The organism is Nocardioides sp., from assembly GCF_035703625.1.
Classification (GTDB): domain Bacteria; phylum Actinomycetota; class Actinomycetes; order Propionibacteriales; family Nocardioidaceae; genus Nocardioides.
Genome location: NZ_DASSXS010000286.1, coordinates 1 through 22,717 on the forward strand (window position 1 = coordinate 1; position 22,717 = coordinate 22,717).

The 22,717-nt window shown below is 71.8% G+C and carries 21 protein-coding genes; 7 read left to right on the forward strand and 14 right to left on the reverse strand.

The genetic code is table 11. The features are described 5' to 3' along the window. The 5 genes from VFN12_RS14885 to VFN12_RS14905 all read left to right on the forward strand — a co-directional run. Positions 1-1,246 (forward strand): DUF1365 family protein (locus tag VFN12_RS14885; protein ID WP_325119515.1); only part of this gene is annotated, 1,246 nt, incomplete at its 5' end. Further along, positions 1,243-2,547, forward strand: a complete 1,305-nt coding sequence (locus VFN12_RS14890) for a cyclopropane-fatty-acyl-phospholipid synthase family protein (protein ID WP_325119516.1) — start codon at positions 1,243-1,245, stop codon at positions 2,545-2,547. The genes VFN12_RS14885 and VFN12_RS14890, both read left to right, overlap by 4 nt. Beyond that, positions 2,544-3,809: a cyclopropane-fatty-acyl-phospholipid synthase family protein gene (locus VFN12_RS14895; RefSeq protein WP_325119517.1), complete on the forward strand. Its 1,266-nt coding sequence runs from the start codon at positions 2,544-2,546 to the stop codon at positions 3,807-3,809. Before VFN12_RS14890 ends, VFN12_RS14895 begins: the two co-directional genes overlap by 4 nt. Positions 3,810-3,822: 13 nt before the next feature. Continuing rightward, entirely contained in the window at positions 3,823-4,620 is a 798-nt protein-coding gene (locus VFN12_RS14900; protein WP_325119518.1) for a DUF1295 domain-containing protein, read from the forward strand. Between the two features lie 32 nt (positions 4,621-4,652). Beyond that, positions 4,653-5,210, forward strand: a complete 558-nt coding sequence (locus VFN12_RS14905) for a protein-L-isoaspartate carboxylmethyltransferase (protein WP_325119520.1) — start codon at positions 4,653-4,655, stop codon at positions 5,208-5,210. Between the two features lie 355 nt (positions 5,211-5,565). Here VFN12_RS14905 and VFN12_RS14910 read toward each other — a convergent pair whose 3' ends face one another. From VFN12_RS14910 to VFN12_RS14955, 10 genes are all read right to left on the reverse strand, one after another. Then, complete coding sequence (locus VFN12_RS14910) at positions 5,566-6,726, reverse strand: acyl-CoA dehydrogenase family protein (RefSeq protein WP_325119521.1); 1,161 nt, start codon at positions 6,724-6,726, stop codon at positions 5,566-5,568. 51 nt (positions 6,727-6,777) lie between these two features. Beyond that, on the reverse strand, positions 6,778-8,733 hold the full coding sequence (locus tag VFN12_RS14915) for an acetyl/propionyl/methylcrotonyl-CoA carboxylase subunit alpha (RefSeq protein ID WP_325119522.1): 1,956 nt from the start codon (positions 8,731-8,733) through the stop codon (positions 6,778-6,780). 121 nt (positions 8,734-8,854) lie between these two features. Then, on the reverse strand, positions 8,855-10,414 hold the full coding sequence (locus VFN12_RS14920; protein WP_325119544.1) for an acyl-CoA carboxylase subunit beta: 1,560 nt from the start codon (positions 10,412-10,414) through the stop codon (positions 8,855-8,857). A gap of 20 nt (positions 10,415-10,434) precedes the next feature. Continuing rightward, positions 10,435-10,920, reverse strand: a complete 486-nt coding sequence (locus VFN12_RS14925) for an SRPBCC family protein (protein WP_325119523.1) — start codon at positions 10,918-10,920, stop codon at positions 10,435-10,437. Further along, positions 10,920-12,050 (reverse strand): acyl-CoA dehydrogenase family protein, encoded by a 1,131-nt coding sequence (locus VFN12_RS14930; protein WP_325119524.1) that lies wholly within the window; start codon positions 12,048-12,050, stop codon positions 10,920-10,922. The genes VFN12_RS14925 and VFN12_RS14930 overlap by 1 nt, the downstream gene beginning before the upstream one ends. A 115-nt stretch (positions 12,051-12,165) precedes the next feature. After that, positions 12,166-13,914, reverse strand: a complete 1,749-nt coding sequence (locus VFN12_RS14935; protein ID WP_325119525.1) for an acyclic terpene utilization AtuA family protein — start codon at positions 13,912-13,914, stop codon at positions 12,166-12,168. Then, positions 13,907-14,695: a TIGR03084 family metal-binding protein gene (locus VFN12_RS14940; RefSeq protein ID WP_325119526.1), complete on the reverse strand. Its 789-nt coding sequence runs from the start codon at positions 14,693-14,695 to the stop codon at positions 13,907-13,909. Before VFN12_RS14940 ends, VFN12_RS14935 begins: the two co-directional genes overlap by 8 nt. Beyond that, entirely contained in the window at positions 14,692-15,300 is a 609-nt protein-coding gene (locus tag VFN12_RS14945; protein WP_325119527.1) for a TetR/AcrR family transcriptional regulator, read from the reverse strand. Before VFN12_RS14945 ends, VFN12_RS14940 begins: the two co-directional genes overlap by 4 nt. Positions 15,301-15,409: 109 nt before the next feature. Next, positions 15,410-16,753 carry a flavin-containing monooxygenase gene (locus VFN12_RS14950; protein WP_325119528.1) on the reverse strand — a complete coding sequence of 448 codons (1,344 nt, stop codon included), beginning with the start codon at positions 16,751-16,753 and terminating at the stop codon, positions 15,410-15,412. Then, complete coding sequence (locus tag VFN12_RS14955; RefSeq protein WP_325119529.1) at positions 16,750-17,127, reverse strand: VOC family protein; 378 nt, start codon at positions 17,125-17,127, stop codon at positions 16,750-16,752. The genes VFN12_RS14950 and VFN12_RS14955 overlap by 4 nt, the downstream gene beginning before the upstream one ends. 29 nt (positions 17,128-17,156) lie before the next feature. On the opposite strand from VFN12_RS14955, the gene VFN12_RS14960 reads away from it, so the two are divergent. Next, positions 17,157-17,927, forward strand: coding sequence for an SDR family oxidoreductase (locus VFN12_RS14960; RefSeq protein ID WP_325119530.1), 771 nt, complete (start codon positions 17,157-17,159; stop codon positions 17,925-17,927). A gap of 416 nt (positions 17,928-18,343) precedes the next feature. Here the strand turns inward: VFN12_RS14960 and VFN12_RS14965 are convergent, their stop codons facing one another. From VFN12_RS14965 to VFN12_RS14980, 4 genes are read right to left on the reverse strand one after another with little or no spacing between them, the layout of a single operon-like run. Next, positions 18,344-18,988, reverse strand: coding sequence for a histidine phosphatase family protein (locus VFN12_RS14965; RefSeq protein WP_325119531.1), 645 nt, complete (start codon positions 18,986-18,988; stop codon positions 18,344-18,346). A gap of 16 nt (positions 18,989-19,004) precedes the next feature. Continuing rightward, the gene (locus VFN12_RS14970; protein ID WP_325119533.1) at positions 19,005-20,072 is read right to left on the reverse strand and encodes a phosphotransferase family protein; all 1,068 of its coding nucleotides are present in this window, start codon (positions 20,070-20,072) and stop codon (positions 19,005-19,007) included. Further along, positions 20,069-20,824 carry an SDR family NAD(P)-dependent oxidoreductase gene (locus VFN12_RS14975; protein ID WP_325119534.1) on the reverse strand — a complete coding sequence of 252 codons (756 nt, stop codon included), beginning with the start codon at positions 20,822-20,824 and terminating at the stop codon, positions 20,069-20,071. The genes VFN12_RS14970 and VFN12_RS14975 overlap by 4 nt, the downstream gene beginning before the upstream one ends. Next, on the reverse strand, positions 20,821-22,077 hold the full coding sequence (locus VFN12_RS14980) for an acyl-CoA dehydrogenase family protein (protein WP_325119535.1): 1,257 nt from the start codon (positions 22,075-22,077) through the stop codon (positions 20,821-20,823). Before VFN12_RS14980 ends, VFN12_RS14975 begins: the two co-directional genes overlap by 4 nt. Positions 22,078-22,133: 56 nt before the next feature. On the opposite strand from VFN12_RS14980, the gene VFN12_RS14985 reads away from it, so the two are divergent. Then, on the forward strand, positions 22,134-22,685 hold the full coding sequence (locus VFN12_RS14985) for a hypothetical protein (protein ID WP_325119536.1): 552 nt from the start codon (positions 22,134-22,136) through the stop codon (positions 22,683-22,685). Positions 22,686-22,717: the final 32 nt, after the last annotated feature.

Consider the following 22,717-nt stretch of genomic DNA (forward strand, 5'->3'; position numbering starts at 1 on the left):
CCACCCCGGGCCGGCGCTGGCGATGCTGGCCGAGCCGACACCGGAGCAGCGCGAGGTGCTCGCCGCCATTCCCTACTCCGACAACACGGCGCTGCTCCACACCGACGAGTCCCTGCTGCCCCGGGCCGCGGGAGCCCGGGCGTCGTGGAACTTCCTGCGCCCCGCGGGCTCCGGGGCCCGTCGCGGCGTCACGGTGACCTACGACCTGACGCGTCTCCAGCGCCTGGCCACCGACACCCGCTACCTGGTCACCCTCGGCGGCGACGACCTGGTCGACCCGGCCACGGTGATCGACCGGATGGAGTACGCCCACCCGCTCTACGACCCCACGTCCGTCGCGGCCCGGCGCAGGCTGCCCGACATCTCCAGCGGCCGGATCGCCTTCGCCGGCGCCTACCACGGCTGGGGCTTCCACGAGGACGGTGCCAGGTCGGGTGTCGCGGCCGCCGCCCGGCTGGGACACCGGTGGGGTCGAGGCCCCGCGCACGTTCCGACTCTTCGAGGCTCAGGCCTTGACGGCCTCCACACGTCGACCTCCGGAGCGGGATCGGCCTCCGGTGCCACGCTCGGGATCTACGCAACGACGATCAGGCACACCCGTCGTACGCCGTTCCGCCGCACGTTCGAGCACCGCTCGCACACCTGGCTGGTGGACCTCGACCACCTGCCCGACCACGGGCCGCTCGGACGGTTCGAGGCACGCGACCACCTGGGCTCGCCCGGGCGCAGCCTGCGGGAGAACGTCGAGGACTTCCTCGCCGCCGGCGGGCTGCACGGGGTCGAGCGGATCCTGATGGCCGCGCAGCCGCGGGCGTTCGGGTTCTGCTTCAACCCGATCAGCGTCTTCTGGTGCTTCGACCGCTCCGGCCGGCAGGTGGCGGTCGTGGTCGAGGTGCACAACACCTACGGCGACCGCCACGCCTACCTCGTGCACCCCGACGAGCAGGGCCGGGCGACCACCGACAAGCAGATGTACGTCTCGCCCTTCCACGGCACCGACGGCACCTACGAGCTCTCCGTGCCGGTACCGGACCGGCGGCTGCAGGTGGCCGTCAGCCTGCACACCGACGACGGTGCCGTGTTCAGCGCCTCGCTGACCGGAGCACCCACCGACCGCGGCCCGCTGCGCGCCGCACCGGCAAGCCTCGTGGGGGCGCTGCAGATCCGGATGCACGGCATCTGGCTGTGGCTGCGCCGCCTGCCCGTACAGCCCCGACCCGCCCGCTCCACGGAAGGAGTCTCGTGACCCTCGCCCCCTCTCGCCCGCCCGCGGCCGCCTGGCCCGGGCTGGACGTCGTCCCCTCGGGAGCCCGGGCCGCCGTGTCGGCCCGCATCGCCCGCCGCCTCTTCGACGCCGCCGTGTCCAGGCTCGACGTGACCGTCGTGATCGCCGACCCCGACCGCCGACGGACCCTCGGCCGGGGTGGCCCGGTGATGACCGTGCACCGCCCCGATGAGTTCTTCGCGAGGATCGGTCGCCACCAGCTGATCGGGTTCGGCGAGGCGTACCTCACCGGGGCCTGGGACGCCGAGGACCTCAGCGGGTTCCTGGCCGTCCTGGCCGCCCAGATGCCGGACCTGGTCCCCCGCAACCTGCAACGGCTGCGGGCCATGGTGGTCGCCCGTCCCCCGCGGATGCACCGCAACAGCCAGCGCAACACCCGCGACAACATCGCCCACCACTACGACCTGTCCAACGACCTGTTCGGCCTGTTCCTCGACCCCTCCCTCAACTACTCCTCGGCCCTGTTCGAGAGCGAGATCCTGTCTGCCGGGGACCACCGCCAGGCGGCGGTGCCCAGGGAGGGCTCCGACCTGCACGCCGCCCAGCTCCGCAAGATCGACCGGCTCCTCGACGAGACCCGGGTCTGCGAGGGCACCCGCGTGCTCGAGATCGGCACCGGCTGGGGCGAGCTGGCGATCCGGGCGGCCCACCGCGGAGCCACGGTGCGGACCGTCACCCTGTCCACCGAGCAGAAGGCCCTGGCCGAGCAGAGGATCGCCGCGGCCGGCGTGGCCGACCGGGTCGACGTCGAGCTGTGCGACTACCGACAGCTGCGTCCCGAGGACGGCCGGTACGACGCCGTGGTGTCGGTCGAGATGATCGAGGCGGTCGGCCATCAGTACTGGTCGACGTACTTCAGCACCATCGACCGCCTGCTCGCGCCGGGCGGACGCGTCGGGATCCAGGCCATCACCATGCCGCACGACCGGATGCTCGCCACCCGCCGCACCTACACGTGGATCAACAAGTACATCTTCCCCGGCGGCTTCCTGCCCTCGGTCGAGGCGGTCGAGCAGGTGACGTCCCGCGACACCACGCTAAGGGTCGCCAACCGTCTCTCGATGGGACTGCACTACGCCGAGACCCTGCGCCAGTGGGACGAGGCCTTCCTCGCCGCGTCCCGCAAGGTCCGCGCCCTGGGGTTCGACGAGACGTTCGAGCGGATGTGGCACTTCTACCTGGAGTACTCCCGCGCCGGCTTCACCTCCGGCTACCTCGACGTGCAGCAGCTCACCCTCATGCGACGGGAGGAGCGGGCATGATCGCCCAGCGACTGGTGACCGCCCTCGAGCCGTTCGTCGGCGGGGACCTCCCGGTCCGGCTCCGCGCCTGGGACGGCTCCGAGGCCGGGTCGGCCGAGGGACCGGTGGTGGAGCTGCGCTCCCCCAACGCCGTCCGTCGCATGCTCCGGCACCCCGGCGAGCTCGGCGCCGCCCAGGCCTACGTCACCGGGGAGCTGGACGTGCCCGAGGCCGACGGCTGGGACCTCGGCCGGGCGCTGACGCATGCGTTCGCCGTCGCCCGTGACCGCGGGCTGAGCGGCGGGCGGCTCTCGGCCGGGGCCGTCGTGCAGGCGATCCGCACGGCCTCCAGCGTGGGCGCCCTGGGCCGCCCCCCGGCAGCCCCCGCCTCGCAGGCGCGGCTGCGCGGCCGCCGCCACAGCCTGCTGCGGGACCGGCGCGCGATCAGCCACCACTACGACCTGTCCAACGAGTTCTACGCGCTGCTTCTCGACCCGTCGATGGCCTACTCGTGCGCCTACTGGACGTCGGCCGAGCCGGCGTACACGCTCGCCGACGCCCAGGCCGACAAGCTCGACCTGGTCTGCCGCAAGCTCGGCCTCGAGCCCGGGCTCACGCTGCTGGACGTCGGCTGCGGCTGGGGGTCGCTGTCGCTGCACGCCGCCGAGCACTTCGGCGCGCGGGTCACCGGGATCACGATCGCGGAGGAGCAGAAGGCGTTCATCGACGCCCGGATCCGCGAGCGCGGGCTCGAGCACCTGGTCGAGATCCGGCTGCAGGACTACCGCGAGGTGGACGAGGGAGGCTACGACGCGGTCGGCTCGATCGAGATGGGCGAGCACGTCGGTGAAGCCAACTACCCGACCTACGTCGACGTGCTGCGGAGCGCCGTGTGCCCCGGCGGCCGGGTGCTCGTGCAGCAGATGAGCCGGACCGGACCGCATCCTGGGGGTGGACCCTTCATCGAGTCCTTCATCGCCCCCGACATGCACATGCGCCCGGTGGGAGAGACCGTCGCGTACCTCGAGCAGGGGGGGCTCGAGGTACGCGATGTGCACGGCCTCCGCGAGCACTACGTGCGCACCGTCCAGGGCTGGCTCGAGCGGTTCGAGACCAACCTCGACGAGCTGACCGCACTGGTCGGCGAGGAGGTGGTCCGCGTCTGGCGGCTCTACCTCGTCGGCGGGCAGCTGGCCTTCCGCGACGGACGGATGGGGGTCGACCAGATCCTCTGTGCCCGACCGGGCAGCGCCCACTCGATGCCTCCGGTGCGCGGCTGGTGAGAGGGTCGGGATTGTGAGCCAGCTGCTGATCGTCTCCCTGTCGTCCCTGGCCGTCGCCGCGGTGGCCATGGCGGTCACCGCCGTCGTGGCGCGGCGCCTCGACCGGGTCTCGGTCGTCGACGTGACCTGGGGGATCGGGCTCACCGTCATCGCGGTGGTCTGTGCTGCCCTCGACACAGGCGGTGGCGGGCTGCCGTGGCTGATGGCGGCGCTGGTCGCGGTCTGGGGCCTGCGGCTGTCGTGGCACATCTGGAAACGCGCGCGAGGTCACGGCGAGGACCCGCGCTACGCCGAGCTGCTCGCACCGCACTCGCCGACCGACGACCGGAGCGCCTGGTTCGGCGCGGCGGTGCGCAAGGTCTTCCTCATCCAGGGCGTGGCGATCTGGTTCGTCTCCTGGCCGGTGCAGGCCGCCGCCGTCGGGGCGGTGGAGCTGGTGGCCCTGGTGTGGGTCGGAGTGGCCGTGTGGGCCGTCGGCTTCCTGTTCGAGACGGTCGGCGACGCCCAGCTCGCGGCCTACAAGCGGGACCCCGACCGTGGCCCGGTGATGGACCGGGGGCTCTGGGCGTGGACCCGGCACCCGAACTACTTCGGCGATGCCTGCGTCTGGTGGGGCATCTGGCTGGCGGGGGCCGCGGCGACCGGCTGGCTGCCGGCGCTGCTGACCCTGCCCGCACCGATCGCGATGAGCTACTTCCTGGCCTATGCCACCGGCGCCCGGCCGCTGGAGCGGACGATGATGAAGCGCCCCGGCTACCCGGAGTACGCAGCCCGGACCTCCATGTTCTTCCCGCTCCCGCCGCGCCGCTGACGCACCGCGGCTCGCGTGGTTGACTCGGAGCCATGGACGCGGTCACCGCAGCGTTCGCAGCTTGTCCCCGCACCGGGTTCCTGCCCAGGAGCCAGCGCCGGTCGGCGTCGTACGACGGTCCGTTGTCGATCGGGCACGGACAGACCAACTCGCAGCCCCGGACGGTCGAGGCGATGCTGCGCCTGCTCCGGGTGGAGCCCGGGCAGCGCGTGCTCGACGTCGGGTCGGGCTCGGGCTGGAGCACGGCCCTGCTCGCTCACCTCACCGGCGGCTCCGGCGAGGTGCTCGGCGTGGAGCTCGAGGCGGACCTGGTGCGGTTCGGGAGCGACAACCTGTCCGCCACCCACCAGCCCTGGGCGTCGATCCACCAGGCCGAACCCGGCGTGCTGGGCCTGCCCGACAAGGCGCCGTACGACCGGATCCTGGTCTCGGCCGAACCCCGCTCGCTGCCCGAGGAGCTGGTCGAGCAGCTGGCCGTGGGCGGCCGGATGGTGATCCCCGTCCAGGGCACGATGCTGCTCGTGGTCAGGCAGGACGACGGCGTCGAGGTGACCCGGCACGGCGGCTACCGGTTCGTGCCGTTGCGCTGAGCTTCAATCGGGCCCCGGCAGGCGGTAGGAGTCGGTGAGGAGCTCGGCCGGCTCGTCCCGGTCGGTGTCGTCGTCGAGCGGGAGCGAGCAGGAACGCACGAGGAACGAGCGCGGTCCGTCGCTCGCGAAGGTTGAGCAAGCCCCGCGACCGAGCTTGCGAGGGCGCGGCGGGCGTGTCGAAACCCGGCGACAGGACCGGCGACCGAAACCGAGCCTGGTCTGGCGCCCACAGTTCCGGGGTTTCGAGGCTCAGGCGCCAGGGCGCCTTCGCACCTCAACCACCGGCGACGGCATCGCCCTCACCCACCGGCCGGCCCTCAACCACCGGCGGCGGCGGCCTACCACCGGAGAAATCTCAGTAGGACTTGGGCAGCCCGAGTGAGTGCATCGCCACGAAGTTGAGGATCATCTCCCGGCTGACCGGGGCGATCCGGCCGGCCCGGGTGGCGACGAGGAGCCCCGCCATGCCGTACTCCTGGGTGATCCCGTTGCCCCCGTGCGCCTGCACGGCGCGGTCGGCCGCGTCGCAGGCCGCCTCCGCGGCGGCGTACTTGGCCATGTTGGCGGCCTCGCCGGCGCCCATGTCGTCGCCGGCGTCGTACAGCGCGGCGGCCTTCTGGGTCATCAGCCGGGCGAGCTCGGTCTCGATGTGCGACTGCGCCAGCGGGTGGGCGATCGCCTGGTGCGCGCCGATCGGAGTCTGGAACACCACGCGCTCCTTGGCGTACGCCGCCGCCCGGCCGAGGGCGAACCGGGCCAGCCCGGTGGAGAACGACGCGGCCATGATCCGCTCCGGGTTGAGCCCGGCGAAGAGCTGCACCAGGCCGGCGTCCTCGTCACCGACCAGCGCGTCGGAGGGCAGGCGGACGTCGTCGATGAACACCGCGAACTGCTGCTCGGGCGAGACGATCTCCATCGGGATCGGCTTGGCCTCCAGGCCCTCCGCGTCGGTCGGGACCACGAACAGGCAGGGCTTGAGCTTGCCGGTCCGGGCGTCCTCGGTGCGGGCCACGACCAGCACGTTGTCGGCCTCGTCGATGCCGGAGATGTAGATCTTGCGGCCCTTCAGCACCCACTCGTCGCCGTCGCGACGGGCCGTCGTGGTGATGTTGTGGGAGTTCGTGCCGGCGTCCGGCTCGGTGATCGCGAACGCCATCGTGGCGGTGCCGTCCGCGATCCCGGGTAGCCACCGCCGCTTCTGCTCTGGCGTGCCGTAGCGGCTGATCACGGTTCCGCAGATCGCCGGACTGACCACCATCATCAGCAGCGGACAGCCCTGCGCCGCGAGCTCCTCGCAGACCGCGGCGACGTCACCGATCCCGCCCCCACCGCCGCCGTACTCCTCGGGGATGTTGATGCCGAGGTAGCCGTTCTTGCCGATCGCCATCCACAGGTCCGTGGTCTTGCCGCCGGATCGGGCCTGCTTGGTGAAGTACTCCCGTCCGTAGCCGCCCGCCAGCTTGGCCACCTCGCGGCGGAGCGCCTTGCGCTCCTCGGTCTCGCTGAAGTTGTTCATTCGGTTTCCTTTCGCCTTACGGGGTTTCGAGACGGTCGCTGCGCGACCTCCTCAACCTCCTCGCTCCGCTCGGACATCTGCTCCTGTCTCCTCGAGCACGGCCAGGACCTCGCCGGCGGCGACCTGCGCGCCGGGTCGTACGTCGATCTCGGTGACCACCCCTGCCCGGGGCGCGGTCACGGTGTGCTGCATCTTCATCGCCTCGAGGACCAGGACGGTCTCGCCCGCGGTGACCTCGGCACCGACGTCGACCGCCACCCGGACCACGGTGCCGGGCATCGGCGCGAGCAACGATCCGCTGGCCACCGCGTCGGCGGGGTCGACGAACCTGGGCACCTCGCGCAGACGGACGTACCCAAGGGGTCCGTCGACGTGGATCGTCCGCGTGCCGGGGAGGCTCGACCCGTCGATGAGTACGTTCGTGGACGACCGGATGCCGCCGACCTCGAGAGTGACCCGGCCGGGCTCGACGTCGATGACCCGGATGTCGGAGTCGGGGAAGGTCACACCCTCGCGTCCTCCGAGCCAGGCCACCGACTGCTGCTCGCCGGCGACCTCGAAGGTCGTCTGCTGCGGCTGGCTGACCACGTTGCGCCATCCGGACGGGATGCCCGCCTGGACTCCTCGGCGGAGCCGTTCGTCGGCGACCACGGCCGCCACCGCGGCGCGCATCGCCCAGCCCGGGTCGGAGAGCGTCTCCGTGGTGCGGCCCTCGAGGAAGCCGGTGTGCACGCGGCCCGCGAGGAACTCCTCGTCGCGCAGCAGCGAGACCAGCTGGTCGCGGTTGGTCGTGACCCCGTGGATCCGGGCCCGGGCCAGGGTGCTGGCCAGTGCGCGGGCGGCCTCCGCGCGGGTGGGCGCGTGGGAGATCACCTTGGCGAGCATGGCGTCGTAGTGGGTCGAGACCTCGCTGCCGGAGGCATAGCCGGCGTCGACCCGGATCCCGGCCCCACTGGGGATCTCGAAGGTGGTGAGGACGCCGGACTGGGGCTGGTAGTCGACGGCGGGGTCCTCGGCGTACAGGCGGGCCTCGATCGCGTGTCCCTGCGCCGGGGTCGTCGTGGGGCACACGACCCGTCCCTCGGCCACCGCGAGCTGGAGCTCGACCAGGTCGACGCCGTGCACCAGCTCGGTGACCGGGTGCTCGACCTGCAGCCGGGTGTTCATCTCCAGGAAGAAGAACCGCTCCCGCGCGGGGTCGTAGAGGAACTCCACGGTCCCCGCGCCGACGTACCCGATCGCCGCGGCGGCGGCCCGCGCCGCGTCGTGCATCGCTCCCGCCACCTCGGCCGCGAGGTCGGGCGCGGGCGACTCCTCGACCACCTTCTGGTGCCGCCGCTGGAGGGAGCAGTCGCGCTCCCCGAGGACGAGTACGTCGCCGCTGCGGTCACCGACCACCTGCACCTCGACGTGGCGGCTGCGCTCGACGTACGGCTCGACGAAGACGGTCCCGTCGCCGAAGGCGGACTCCGCCTCGGCCCGTGCGGTCTCGACCGCCCCGGCCAGCTCGGCCAGGTCGGTCACGATCCGCATGCCGCGGCCGCCCCCACCCGCCGACGCCTTGACGAGCAGCGGCAGGTCGTCCTCGGTGGCCTCGGTCGGGGAGAGGTTGGGCAGCACCGGAACCCCGGCGGACTCCATCAGGGCCTTGGCCCGGACCTTCGACCCCATCTGCTCGATGGACTCCGGATCGGGGCCGACCCAGGTACGGCCCGCCGCGATCACCGCCCGGGCGAAGTCCGCGTTCTCCGACAGGAAGCCGTAGCCGGGGTGGATCGCGTCGGCCCCCGCGCGCTTCGCGGCGTCGAGGACCCGGTCGATGTCGAGGTAGGTGTCGGTGGGCGCGTTGCCCGGGAGCCGGACGGCAGCGTCAGCCTCGCGGACGTAGGGCAGGTCCGCATCGGCGTCGGAATGGACCGCGACGGTCTCGATGCCGAGCCGTCTGCAGGTGGCGAACACCCGACTCGCGATCTCGCCGCGGTTGGCGACCATGAGTCTGGTGATCACCTGTCTGCTCCTCTCAAGGGATTTCGACCCGCCCGCTGCGACCTCGTCCCTCGGTCGCAGGGCTTGCTCAACCTGCGCTCGCCCACGCGCCGCGCTCGTTCCTCGCGCACCACTGCTCGCTTCACATCCTGAAGACGCCGTAGCCCTCGGCGCCCCTCCAGGTCGAGTTCTCGATCACGGACAGGCAGATGCCCAGGACGGTGCGGGTGTCGCGGGGGTCGATCACGCCGTCGTCGTAGAGCATCCCGGACAGGAAGAACGGCAGGCTCTGCTCCTCCACCGACTGCTCGACGAACTCGCGCATCCCGGCGTCGGCCTCCTCGTCGTACTCCTTGCCCTTCGCCTCCGCCGCCGCCCGGGCGACGATGCTCAGCACGCCGGCCAGCTGCGCCGGGCCCATCACCGCGGACTTCGCCGACGGCCAGGTGAAGAGGAAGCGCGGGTCGTAGGCCCGGCCGTTCATGCCGTAGTTGCCGGCGCCGTACGACGCCCCCATGATCACGCTCAGGTGCGGGACGGTGGAGTTGCTGATCGCGTTGATCATCATCGCGCCGTGCTTGATGATGCCGCCCTGCTCGTACTCCTTGCCGACCATGTAGCCGGTGGTGTTGTGCAGGAACAGCAGCGGGGTGTCGGTCTGGTTGGCGAGCTGGACGAACTGCGTCGCCTTCTGCGCCTCCTCGGAGAACAGCACGCCCTGGGCGTTGGCGAGGATGCCGACGGGCCGGCCGTGGATCCGCGCCCACCCGGTGACGAGCGACGGGCCGTAGAGCGGCTTGAACTCGTCGAAGGGCACCTCGTTGCCCGGGCCGGTGCCGTCGCAGATCCGGAGGATCACCTCGCGGGGGTCGAACGGCTCCTTCAGGTCGGTGGGGATCAGGTCGAGCAGCTCCTCGACGTCCTCGTCCGGCTCGGCGAACCCGGCGGTCGAGGTCGGTGATCCCACGGGCTTGCGCCAGTTGAGGCGGGCCACGATCCGGCGGCCGATCCGCAGGGCGTCGTGCTCGTCCTCGGCGAGGTAGTCGGCGAGACCGGAGACCCGGGCATGCATCTCGGCGCCCCCCAGGGACTCGTCGTCGGACTCCTCGCCGGTGGCCATCTTCACCAGTGGAGGTCCGCCGAGGAACACCTTGGCCTGCTCCCTGACCATGACGGTGTAGTCGCTCATCCCGGGGACGTAGGCACCACCGGCCGTGGAGTTGCCGAAGACCAGCGCGATCGTCGGCAGCTTGGCGGCGCTGGACCGGGTGATGTCGCGGAACAGCTTGCCGCCGGGGATGAAGATCTCCTTCTGGGTCGGCAGGTCCGCGCCGCCGGACTCGACGAGCGCGACCGTGGGCAGGCCGTTCTCCTCGGCGATCTGCGAGGCGCGGAAGATCTTCTTCACCGTCCAGGGGTTGCTGGCGCCGCCCTTCACGGTGGGGTCGTTGGCGGTGATCAGGCACTCGACCCCCTCGATCACCCCGATCCCGGTGACCACGCTGGCGCCGACCGTGAAGTCGGACCCCCAGCCGGCGAGCGGGCTCAGCTCGAGGAACGCCGAGCCGGGGTCGACCAGCAGCTCGATCCGCTCGCGGGGCAGCAGCTTGCCGCGGGCGTGGTGCCGGTCGACGTACTTCTCGCCGCCGCCGGCCACCGCCTTGGCGTGCTCGGCGTCGAGGTCGGCGAGCTTCTCCAGCATCGCCTCGCGGTTGGTCACGCTCACGACTCGAGCACCTCCTTCATCCGCTCGAGCGTGGTCCTCATGCCGCGCTCGTTGGTGCGCCCGCGCAGCGCGCCGAGCACGGTCCAGTAGATGCGCAGGGGCAGCTTCGGCTCGAGCCGGAAGTACTCCGTCACCAGCGTGCCGCCGTCCTGCGGCTCCAGCCGGTAGCCCCAGTTGTTGAGCGTGACGTCGTCGGTCCCGACTGCGAACTCGAAGAGCTCGTGCGGCACGCACTTCGTGACCTGGCACGGCGACCAGTACGTCGGTCCGACGCCGTTGCGCCTCACGTGGCCCTTGAACGACGCCCCCACCTCCGGGCCGGTCGAGCCTCGCGTCCACCGCGCCTCGAAGGTCTCCGGGGAGAACTCCCCGATCCGCGTCACGTCGCTGACCAGGTCCCACACCCGGTCCGGGGGCGCGTCCATCCACAGCGACACCTCCCCGGTCATCGGCCGCAGGATCACACCTACCGGTGGCAGCATCACGCGTATCCCATCAGTCGTGCGGCCAGGTCGGTCAGGACCTCGGTCGCTCCTCCTCCGATCGGCAGGATCCGGGCGTCGCGGTAGTGCCGCTCCACCTCGGTGCCGTGCAGATAGCCCATCCCGCCGTGCAGCTGGACGGCCTGGTCGCAGACGTGGGTCGCGCAGTCGACGGCGGTCTGCTTGGCCAGGCACGCCTCGGCGATCACGTCCTCCCCCGCGACGTGCCGGGCCGCGACCGACCGGGTGTAGGTCCGGGCCACCTCGACCTGCCGGCGCATCTCGACCAGCTTGTGCCGCACCACCTGGTTGGCGACGAGCGGCCTGCCGAAGGTCTCCCGGTGCCGGCAGTAGTCGGCGGTCAGGTCGAGGGAACGGGCCGCGATGCCGTAGGCGTGCACCGCGAGGGCGATCCGCTCCACCACGAACTGCTCGGCGATCTGGACGAAGCCGGAGTCCACCTCGCCGACGAGGTTGCCGGCCGGGACCCGCACGTCGACGAAGGACAGCTCGGCGGTGTCGGAGCAGTGCCAGCCCATCTTGTCCAGCGCCCGGTCGACGGTGAACCCGGGCGCGCCCTTCTCGATGACGAGCAGCGAGATCCCGGCGTGTCCGGGCCCTCCGGTGCGCACGGCGGTCGTGACGAAGTCGGCGCGGACGCCGCTGGTGATGAAGGTCTTGGCGCCGTTGACGACGTACTCGTCGCCCTCGCGCCGGGCCGTCGTACGGATGCCGGCGACGTCGGACCCGCCGCCCGGCTCGGTGACCGCCAGGGAGCCGATCTTGTCGCCGGCCAGGGTCGGGCGGACGAACCGGTCGACGAGATCCGGTGACCCGTTGGCGGCGATGTGGGGCAGGGCGATCCCGCCGGTGAAGAGCGCGGCCATCAGGCCGCTGGACGCGCCCGCCTCGAAGAACGCCTCCTGCATCGCGACCGAGTCGAGCAGGTCGCCACCCTGGCCGCCGACCTCCTCGGGGAAGGAGACGCCGAGCAGGCCCTGCTTCGCCGCGGCGCGGTGCAGCTCGCGCGGGACCGAGCCGGCGTCCTCCCAGTGCTGGAGGTACGGCGCCACCTCGCGCCGTACGAACTCGCGGGCGGTTTCCTGAAGGGCTCGGCGCTCGGCGGTCATGGGCGGCCGTCCGTTGTTTCATCAAGGTATGCAGGTGAACCCGCACTCCCCACGGTGAATTCAGCACGGGAAGTGCAGGTTGACCTGCATACCTTGATGAAACTGCGCACGCCGGTCACAGGAGCGACTCCTCGATCGCGACCATCCGGGACCTGACCCACTCGCCGAGGCCCTTGGCCTGGGGATCGAACCGGGTCGAGGCGGCGACGCCCTCGCCGAGCAGCCCGTGGATCAGCACGTTGACGGCCCCGAGGTTCGGCAGCAGGTAGACCTCGATGTCGAGGTCCTCCGCCTCCGGGACCAGGGCCCGCACCCGGTCGACGCCGGCCAGCTTGGAGAGCCAGGTGACCCGGGCGTCGTACTTGTCCGCCGGACCCTCCCGGGTCACCCACAGCCCCAGGTTCGCGTCGCCGCCCTTGTCGCCGGACCGGGCGTGGACGAACGTGCCGAGAGGCAGCCGGCGGGTGACGACGTCCGAGGGCGCCGGGAACGGCGAGGCGCGTCGTCCGGTGTCGTCGGGGGCGGTGGCATCGCCGTCGGCGGTCGACTCCGGGTCGGGCACCACCTCCCGCGACCCGTCGGCGTGGACGACGGTGTGGGTGACGGCCGAGCGGTCGACGTAGGCCGGCCGGTAGACGCCGTAGGGAGTGGGCGGACCGGGCGGTGAGGTCATCGTGAACCCGGGGTACGACGAGAGGGCGAGCTCGACGGCCGCGGAGGTGAAGGGCTTGCCGACCGGGTCGGCCGAGGGGTCCTTGACCGCGCAGCGCAGGAGGCACGACGCCGCCTCCTCGGTGTCCGCGTCGGGGTGCGGGACCGAGGTGCGCGACCAGGTCACCGAGGCGGGCTTCGCGTCGGAGGCGGCGAAGGCCGACTCCATCTGCTCGCGCACCCAGTCGGCCTTGGCGTCGATGTCGAGCCCGGTGAGCACGAACTCGACGGTGTTGCGGAAGCCGCCGAGCTCGTTGACGCACACCTTCAGGCGGGCCGGCGGCGCGGACCCGCGGACGCCGCTGACGGCGACCCGGTCCGGCCCCTGCTGCTCGAGCTGGATGCTGTCGAGGTGGGTGGTCACGTCGGGCCCGAGATAGCGGGTGGACTGGATCTCGTAGAGCAGCTGCGCGGTGACGGTGTCGACCGTGACCGCGCCACCCGTCCCGTCGTGCTTGGTGATGACCGAGGACCCGTCCGCGGCCAGCTCGGCGACCGGGAAGCCGAGCGGCTTGCCGGTGTGCGGCAGCGAGCGGAAGCCCGAGAAGTTGCCGCCGGTGGCCTGCGCCCCGCATTCGAGCACGTGGCCGGCGACGACCGCTCCGGCCAGCTCGTCGTACGACGTCGGGCCCCACCCGAACTCCGCGACCCCGGCGCCGACCACCAGCGAGGCGTCGGTGACCCGGCCGGTGACGACCACGTCGGCTCCTCGCCGCAGCGCGGCGGCGATGCCGAACCCGCCGAGGTAGGCGTTGGCGGTGAGGGCGTCCGGCCACTCGCCGAGGGCGCGGAGGTCGTCGCCCTCGACGTGCGCGACGGTGGCGTCGAGGCCGAGGCCCCGAGCGACCTCCCGCACCTTGTCGGCGAGGCCCGCGGGGTTCAGGCCACCGGCGTTGCTGACGATCCGCACCCCGCGCTCGAGGGCCAGACCGAGGCAGTCCTCGAGCTGGCGAACGAACGTGCGGGCGTAGCCGAGCGAGGCGTCCTTCATCGTGTCCCGGCCGAGGATCAGCATGGTCAGCTCGGCGAGGTAGTCGCCGGTGAGGACGTCGAGGGTGTGTCCGTCCCGGGCGCCCTCGAGCATCTCGCGCATCGCGGAGAAGCGGTCGCCGTAGAAGCCGGAACAGTTGCCGACCCGCAGCCGGTCAGCCACGCGGCTCCCGCCCCCCACCCGACGGCCCGGCGAACGCCTGCGCGATGGACAGCCACCCGTCGGCGTCGTCGCCGACGGCCTCCAGGTCGGTGTCCTCGCGGTGGATGCGCTGGGTGACCAGCTGGCAGAAGTCGTACGCCGACCCGGTCACCCGCTGCGCTGCGTCCTCGGGGCCCCAGGACCAGGTGTCACCCGACGGAGCGGTGAGCTCGATGCGGAACTCCTCGCCGGGCGGGTCGAGCTGGTGCACCGAGAACGCGAAGTCGCGGGTGCGCACGCCGAGGTGCGCGACGTTGCGGATCCGGTCGGTGACCGGTGGGTCGATGCCGAGCGCGTGGTAGACGTCGAGGCCGTGGGCCCAGGTCTCCATGAACCGGGCGGTGGCCATCGACGCGGGAGACATGGGCGGGCCGAACCACGGCATCCGCTGTCCCTCGGGGAACTCGCGCAGCGCGGCCACGAGTGCCTCGCGAGCAGCGCCCCACCTGGCCAGCAACGCCGTCGGCGCGAGCCGGGCGACCTCGTGGGCGCAGGTGTCGACGTAGCCGTCGGGGTCGCCGAGCGCCTGGAGCACGACCGCGTCCCACTTGGCCTCGTCGGTGGCAGCGTGGACGGCGACCTCGTCGGTCCACAGCAGGTGGGCGACCTGGGTGGCGACGTCCCAGCCGGGCGCCGGCGTCGGCGTGCGCCACTCGTCCTCGCCCAGGCCGGACACGGTGTTCCAGAGCTGGTCGCCTTCGGCCTTGAGGTCACCGAGAAGCGCGTCGAGCAGGGCGGTCATGAGGTCTCCTCCAGGGCGGCGTCGAGGGTGAGGGCCCAGCGGTCCAGGATGCGGGCCCGCCGACGGGCGTCGTCGGAGACGGTGTTGGCGAGGCCGAGGCCACGCACCAGGTCGAGGGTGGCCTGGACGAGCTCCCGCACCCCGGGTCGGGACTCGTCGGCCCCGAGCAGCTCCACCGTGAGCCGGTGGGTCTCGCGGCCGACCTTCTGCTCCAGGGGCTCGACCGCGGCCAGCAACGTCTCGTCGGTGCGGGCCGCCACCCACAGCTCCAGCGCCGCGGTGAAGACCGGCCCGGTGAAGTGGTCGGCGAGCATCTGCAGCACCGCACGGGTGCGGCGCTTGCCGGTGGGCAGCCGCGCCGCGCCCGCCGCCAGGTCGGCGCCGCGCACGTCGGTCAGGTGCTCGACGGCGGCCACGACCAGGGCGTTCTTGGTCGGGAAGTGGTGCAGCTGCGCCCCCCGGCTGACCCCCGCCCGCTCGGACACCAGCGTGGTCGAGGTGTGGCTGAAGCCGCGCTCGACCAGGCAGTCGACGGTGGCCTCGAGCAGCCGGGCCCGCATCGCGCGGGTGCGCTCCTCCTGCGGAACGCGGGTGGCGGTGCTCACCCGCCCAGCATGGTGCGGGTCCAACAAACAGTCAAGACTGACTTTTTTTTGATAGTCCCTCACGAAACGGCGGTGGACACGCCGACGACGGCCACCGTTTCGTTCGGGACTATCGACGGCGGCGGGTGCGGCGCTCCCGCTCCAGCTCGGTGCGGTACGCCGCCGCGTCGACCTGGATGGTGTGCCGCTTCGAGGCGACGTACCGGCGGCGCAGGGCCGCGTCGTACGCCGTGATCTGCTCGCGCATGTCGGCCACCGACGGGAGGGCGACCTCACCGGTGATCAGCTCGGCGACCCAGTGGGCCTGGGCCTCCGCGAGGGGCATGATCGCGCCGAGGGGCTGCACCAGTCCGATGAAGTAGAGGCCCGGATGCTCGGGCGGGACCACGCGACGGTAGAGGTCGACGTGGTTGTCGTCGGTGGCCAGGATCCGCTCGTCGAGGAAGGGGAAGCTGATCCGGTAGCCGGTGCAGTAGACGACGACGTCGGCCTCGACCGCCGTGCCGTCGGTGAAGAAGACCTTCGACCCCTCGAAGCGGTCGATGTTCGGCTTGACCGTGATGTCGCCGTGTCCGAGCCGGGTCAGCAGGTCGTCGCTGACGGTGGGGTGGGCGTCGAGGACGTCGTGGTCGGGCTCGGGCAGCCCGTAGTCGGTGACCCGGCCGACGGCGAGCCGCAGCATCGCCTTCATGGCCTTCTTCTGGACGAAGTGCGGCGCGCGCGCCAGCGGTGAGGACGTCAGCTGGTCGGTGGCCTTGCCGAACACGAACTTCGGCACGATGTGCGCACCGCGGCGCATCGCGAGACAGGTCTCGGCCGCGACGTGCGAGGACTCCACCGCGATGTCGGTCGCGGAGTTGCCGATCCCCAGCACCACGACGCGCTTGCCGTCCAGCACGTCCGGAGTCCGGTAGTAGTGGGCGTGCAGCTGCTCCCCCGGGAAGGTGTCGCTGCCGGGGAAGCTGGGCTCGGGCCAGCGCGGGTCCCAGTGATGGCCGTTGGCCACCAGCACGTGGTCGTAGGTCCGCGTCTCGGCCTCGCTCGCCCCGTCGGTGGGTCCGAACGGCCGGATCGTCACGTCGTACCCGCCACCGGGGCGCTGCACGACCTTGACGACCTCGGAGCGGAAGCTGATCTTGTCGCGCAGCCCGAAGTGGTCGACGTAGCTGTCGAAGTACTCCGCGATCTGCCAGTGGCTCGGATAGTCGGGAAGCGTGTCCGGCATCGGGTACGTCGCGTACTCCATCGCCTGCCGGGAGGTGTTGATGTGCAGGGAGCGATACGCCGAGCTGACGCCGTTGTCGTTGCCGTAGCGCCAGTTGCCGCCGACGTCCGAGCCCATCTCGAAGCAGTCGAAGTCGATGCCGCGGGCGTCGAGGACCTGGGCTGCGGCGATTCCGGAGGATCCTGCGCCGACGATGCACACCCGGGGAGCGGCGGGTGCGGGGGTCATCGGGCGGTCTGCCAGAGGCCCATGCTGTTGCCCTCGACGTCCTTGAAGTACGCCGCCCAGCCCATCTCGCCGACCGGCTGCCGGCCGAGCAGCGTCTGGCCGCCGAGCTCCTCGATCCTCGCCAGCGCGGCGTCGATGTCCTCCACGTCGATGACCACGATCGGACCATCGCCCGGGTTCTCCCGGCGCATCATGCCGCCGTTGACGAAGCCCGGCTCCTCGGGACCCTGCTCCCCCGACGGACCGGTCGACACCAGGGTGTAGGCACCCTCGTCCCACTCCTGGAGCTGCCAGCCGAAGGCGTCGCGGTAGAAGGCCCGGGCCCGGTCACCGTCGTCGAAGGGAATCTCGAAGTGCACGACCCGTCCGCTCATGCAGCGGAGACTACGCCAGACTCGGGGCCATGACATCGGACAGCCGGCCCAAGAGAGTCCTCATCACCGGTGCCTCGTCCGGGCTCGGTGCCGAGATGGCGCGGCAGCTCGCCGCCGGGGGCAACGACCTGGCGTTGTGCGCGCGACGTACCGACCGCCTCGAGGCGCTGCGCGAGGAGATCCTGGCCGCGCACCCCGAGCGGCGGGTCGAGGTGCGGGCCCTGGACGTCAACGACCACGACCAGGTCTTCGCCGTCTTCCGGGCTTTCGCGTCGGACCTCGGCACGATCGACCGGGTGGTGGTCAACGCCGGGCTCGGCAAGGGGGCTCCCCTGGGCACCGGCAGGTTCGAGGCCAACCGGGAGACCGCGATGACCAACTTCGTCGCGGCACTCGCCCAGTCCGAGGCCGCCATGGAGATCTTCCGGGCCCAGCAGGGCGGGCACCTGGTGATGGTCTCCTCGATGTCGGCCCTGCGCGGGCTGCCGAAGGAGATCACCACCTACGCGGCCACCAAGGCCGGCGTCGCCCACCTGGTGGAGGGCCTGCGCACGGAGTTCTACGGCAAGCCGTCGTACAAGTTCACGGTGCTGTACCCCGGCTACATCCGGTCCGAGATGAACGACGGCGTGGCCGCGGCCGAGAACAAGATGATGTCGTCCACCGAGCGCGGGGTCCGGGCGATGGTGACGGTCATCGAGAAGGAGAAGGACGCCGCCTGCGTCCCGCCGCTGCCGTGGGCACCGCTGTCGCTGGTGATGAAGCACGCCCCGCTGCCGGTCTTCAAGCGCCTCATCTGACGCCACGCAAGGCCCTGCGTTCCCTTCCGGGGTTTCGAGGCTCGCTTCGCTCGCACCTCAACCACCGGAGGTTGCCGTGCGGAAGCGTCCTCGGCGCCCGAGCCTCGAAACCACCGGAGGTTGAGGAGCGAAGGCACCCTCGGCGCCCGAGCCTCGAACCCACCGAAGGTTGAGGAGCGACGGCACCCTCGGCGCCGGAGCCTCGAAACCACCGGAGGTTGAGGAGCGACGGCACCCTCGGCGCCCGAGCCTCGAAACCACCGGAGGTTGAGGAGCGACGGCGCCCTCGGCGCCCGAGTCTCGAAACCACCCGAAGTGAAGGCAGGCCTTCGGCCGCGTGGTCATCGCCCTGCGCGGGTGCGGGGGTTTCGACGACGGTCGGCGCTGGCGCGCCTCCCTGCTCAACCACCGGAGGGTCACCTGTAGGTGAGCAGCTCCGCCGGCAGGTGGGCGTGCTCGTTGAACGACACCAGCGTGAGGCCGCGCCGCCCCGACACCACGCGGGTGACCGAGGAGTTGACCACGACCGGGGCCAGCCGCTCGTACGTCGAGAGGCCGGCCGCAAGCAGGTCCGCGGTGACCGCGGAGACGGGTCCGCCCGACGTCACCACCACCGCGGTCCCGACCTCCGCCAGCGCCTCGAGCCCGTCGCGCACCCGTGCCCGGAACATCGGGAACGGCTCGGCGTACTCGTCGTCGTGCTCTCCGGAAGCCCACCGGCTCGTGGCCGCCTGGAACCAGGCCTGGAACTGCGCCCGGTCGGGCTCGCCGTCGAAGTCCCGCGGCTGGGCCGCGAGCACGGCGAGGTGGTCCATCTCGTTCCAGCGCTCGTCGACGGTGGCTTCCACCGACCAGCCGGCGGCCTTCGCCGCCAGCTCGGCAGTCCGCACCTGGCGCAGCATGGTGCCGTGGAGGAGCAGGTCCGGCTCGGAGTCGCCGAGCGCCCCGGCCAGGGCGTGGCCGACGACCTCGGCCTGCTGCTCCCCCAGCGGCGACAGCACGTCGTAGTCGGCGGCGCCCCACGACGCCTGGCCGTGCCGGACCAGCAGGATCTGCCCCATCAGCGGTCCTCGACCATCACGAACCACCCAGCAGCTGGCGGCAGCGCTTCTCGAGGTAGCCGACCGCCGGCCCGAACACCGCGTAGGACTCGTTCGTGGTCTGCCGGTGGTAGTAGCGGTACCAGATCTGCTGGGCGATGACGGCGAGCCGGAAGATCCCGAAGACCTCGTAGAACCGCCAGCGGTCCGGCGTCATCGAGAAGCCCATCCGCTCGCAGTAGTGGGCCACGATCTGCTCCCGGGTCCACATCCCCGGCGCCGTCGTCGGCTGCCGCCGGAACTGCTGGAAGAACTCGTCGTCGCCGGGCTCCACCCAGTACGACATCGATCCGCCCAGGTCCATCAACGGGTCGCCGACGGTGGCCATCTCCCAGTCCAGGACGCCGACGATCCTCATCGGGTCGTCCGGGTCGAGCACCATGTTGTCGAAGCGGAAGTCGTTGTGGATGAGCACCCGGGCGACGTCGTCGGGCTGGTGCTGCTCGATCCACTCGACGATGTCGGACCAGTCACCGGTGTCGTCGGTGCGCGCCTTGGCGAACCGCGCGATCCAGCCGGAGACCTGGCGGCCGATGTACCCGGGTCCCTTGTCGAGCTGCGCCAGGTCGGGCAGCGACCCGGTGTCGACGGAGTGCAGCGCGATCAGCACGTCGAAGGCGTTCTCGCACAGGCGCGAGGCATCCTCGGGCGTGGCCTCGAAGGGGAGCTCGCGGCGCAGGATCGTCCCGTCGAGACGTTCCATCACGTAGAACTCCGAGTCGATCACCGACTCGTCGTCGCAGAGGCCGACCATGGTGGCGACGTAGGGGAACACCGGCGCGAGGGCCGACTGGATCCGGAACTCGCGCCCCATGTCGTGGGCGCTGGCTGCCTTCACGCCGGTCGGGGGACGGCGCAGGATCAGGTCCCGGTCGGGATAGCTGAGCAGGTACGTGAGGTTGGAGGCGCCACCCGGGAACTGGCGCACCTCCGGCGTACCGACCAGGTCGTCGCGGAAGGCGGTGGCGTGTTCGCGCAGCCAGGCGGCCACGGCCTCGACGTCGAACGCGTCCTCCTCGCGGACCGGGCGGCTCTCGTCGGTCACGACATCGCCTCCAGCTTCGCCGCCTGCTTGCGCATCACGGCGTCGTAGGCCGCACGATCGGCCTGCTTCAGCTCCCACGCGTCGCGCGCCGGCTGGTCGGGCACGATCACCTCGTCGCCCCGCTCGAGACCCGCGAGCACCTCGGCCGCGATGTCGTCGGCGGTCAGCGGCGAGCTCTCCACGAGGTGTGCGACCACGGCCCCGACCGCCTCGTCGGAGCCGCGCATCGAGGACATCAGGTTGGTGCGGAAGTACGACGGGCAGACCACGCTGGCGCGCACGCCGTACGACGCGAGCTCGTGGCCGGCGGTCTCGGTCAGGGCGACCACTCCGGCCTTCACCGCGTTGTACGACGCCATCCCGGCGGGATGGACGAGACCGGCCAGCGAGGCGACGTTGACGATCTGCCCGGACCGCTGCCGCTTGAACAGCGGCACGAACTCGCGGATCCCCCGGACCATCCCGAACAGGTTGACCTCGGTGATCCACCGCCACTCGTCCAGCGTGGCCACGTCGAGCCGCCCTCCGCCGGCGACGCCGGCGTTGTTGACCAGCACGTCGAGGCCACCCCAGGTCGCCTCGACGTGCGCGCGGACCAGGGCCCAGTCGTCGTCGGAGGTGACGTCGAGGGGGAGGTCGCCGCCGCTCAGGTCGGTGCGCAGCACCTCGTCGCCGCGGGCGTCGAACGCCGAGGCGAGGGCCGCGCCCAGACCGGACGCCGCCCCGGTGACCAGCACCCGCTGAGGGGTCATCGCGAAGCGCCGTACTTGCCGAGCTCGATCCGCGCCACCACGCCCCGGTGCACCTCGTCCGGCCCGTCGGCCAGCCGCAGCGAGCGCGCGGAGGTCCAGGCGCCGGCGAGCGGGAAGTCGTCGGAGAGCCCGCCCCCGCCGTGGATCTGCATCGCCATGTCGATCACCTGCTGCGCCATGTTGGGCACCGCGACCTTGATCTGGGAGACCTCCGACAGCGCGTTCAGCGGTCCGCCGGTGTCGAGCTTCCAGGCGGCGTTGAGGACCAGCAGCCGGGCCTGGTCGATGGCGATCCGGGCGTCGGCGATGCGCTCGCGGTTGCCGCCCAGGCTGGTCAGCGGCTTGCCGAACGCCGTCCTGGACAGCCCGCGCCGACAGGCGAGCTCGAGCGCGAGCTCGGCCAGCCCGATCAGCCGCATGCAGTGGTGGACCCGCCCGGGCCCGAGGCGGCCCTGGGCGATGGCGAACGCCTCCCCCGGTCCGAGGAGGACGTTGCCGATCGGCACTCGTACGTCGGTGAACGAGACCTCGCCGTGGCCCAGCGGCTCGTCGTACAGGCCCATCGTGCTGAGCATCCGCTCGACCCTGACCCCCGGGGTGTCGCGCGGCACCAGCACCATCGAGTGCCGGTGGTGCCGGTCCGCGTCGGGGTCGGTGAGCCCCATGAACACCAGCACCTTGCAGTCCGGGTTGCCCACGCCGGTCGACCACCACTTGCGCCCGTTGACGACGACCTCGTCGCCGTCGACGACGGCCGTGGCCTCCATGTTGGTCGCGTCCGACGAGGCCACGTCGGGCTCGGTCATCGTGAACGCGGACCGGATCCTCCCGTCCAGGAGGGGCTCCAGCCACTGCTGGCGCTGCGCGTCGGTGCCGTACTTGAGCAGCACCTCCATGTTGCCGGTGTCGGGGGCGTTGCAGTTGAACACCAGCGGCGCGATCGCGGACCGTCCGGTCAGCTCCGCGATCGGGGCGTAGTCGACGTTGGTCAGTCCCTCGCCGCCGTCGGTGCCGAACCGCGCGGCGTACTCCCCGGCGTGCTCCCTGGGCAGGAAGAGGTTCCACAGCCCCTGCTCGCGGGCCTTGCCCTTGAGCTCCTCGAGCACCGGCAGCGGCCGCCAGGGATCGCCCGTGCGGCGCAGCTCGGCCAGCTCGCGGTGGTACGACGGCTCGACCGGCTCGATCTCCTCGGCGATGAACGCGGCCACCCGGGCGGTCAGGTCGGCAGCCCGGGGTGTGGGAGAGAAGTCCATGCCCGGCACACTAATGGCAGGATCTGAGCCGTCCCGCCGGAGTCCGAGGAGTACTGATGCCGCGCATGCAGGTGCTCGTGACCGGGCTCGTCATCGGCCTCGGGCTGGCGCTCGGCGCCTGCCAGTCCGACGGGGGCGACCCGGGAGCGGGCAGCGGACCCGACGCCGACCCCGCGGCGATCCGGTCCGGCCTGGCCTCCCTCTTCGCCGGCGACCACCCCGGACCCCGTGAGACCGCCGAGGGGACCTGCTTCGCCGAGAAGCTGACGGCGGCGGTCACTCCCGGGGAGCTGCGCTCGGCTGGCGTCCTCGACGCGTCGTACGACGTCGTCGCCGAGCCCCCTCCGCTACCCGAGGACGTCGCCCGTCACTGGGCCGACGCCCAGCTCGCCTGCGCCGACTTCGTCGAGGCGTCGACGCGGGCCCAGGTCAAGGTGACCAAGGGTGACCTGGACGCGAGGGCCTACGCCTCGTGCCTGCGCCGGCGACTGACCGACGACGAGATCCGTGCCGCCGTCGCGGCGTCGCTGGGCGGAGACTTCGACGCACCAGAGGTGGCCGCGCTCAGTGCCGCCCAGGCCGACTGCGCGCAGGGCGCAGCCCCCTGACCACGCCCCTCCTACGATCGGCAGCGGCACCC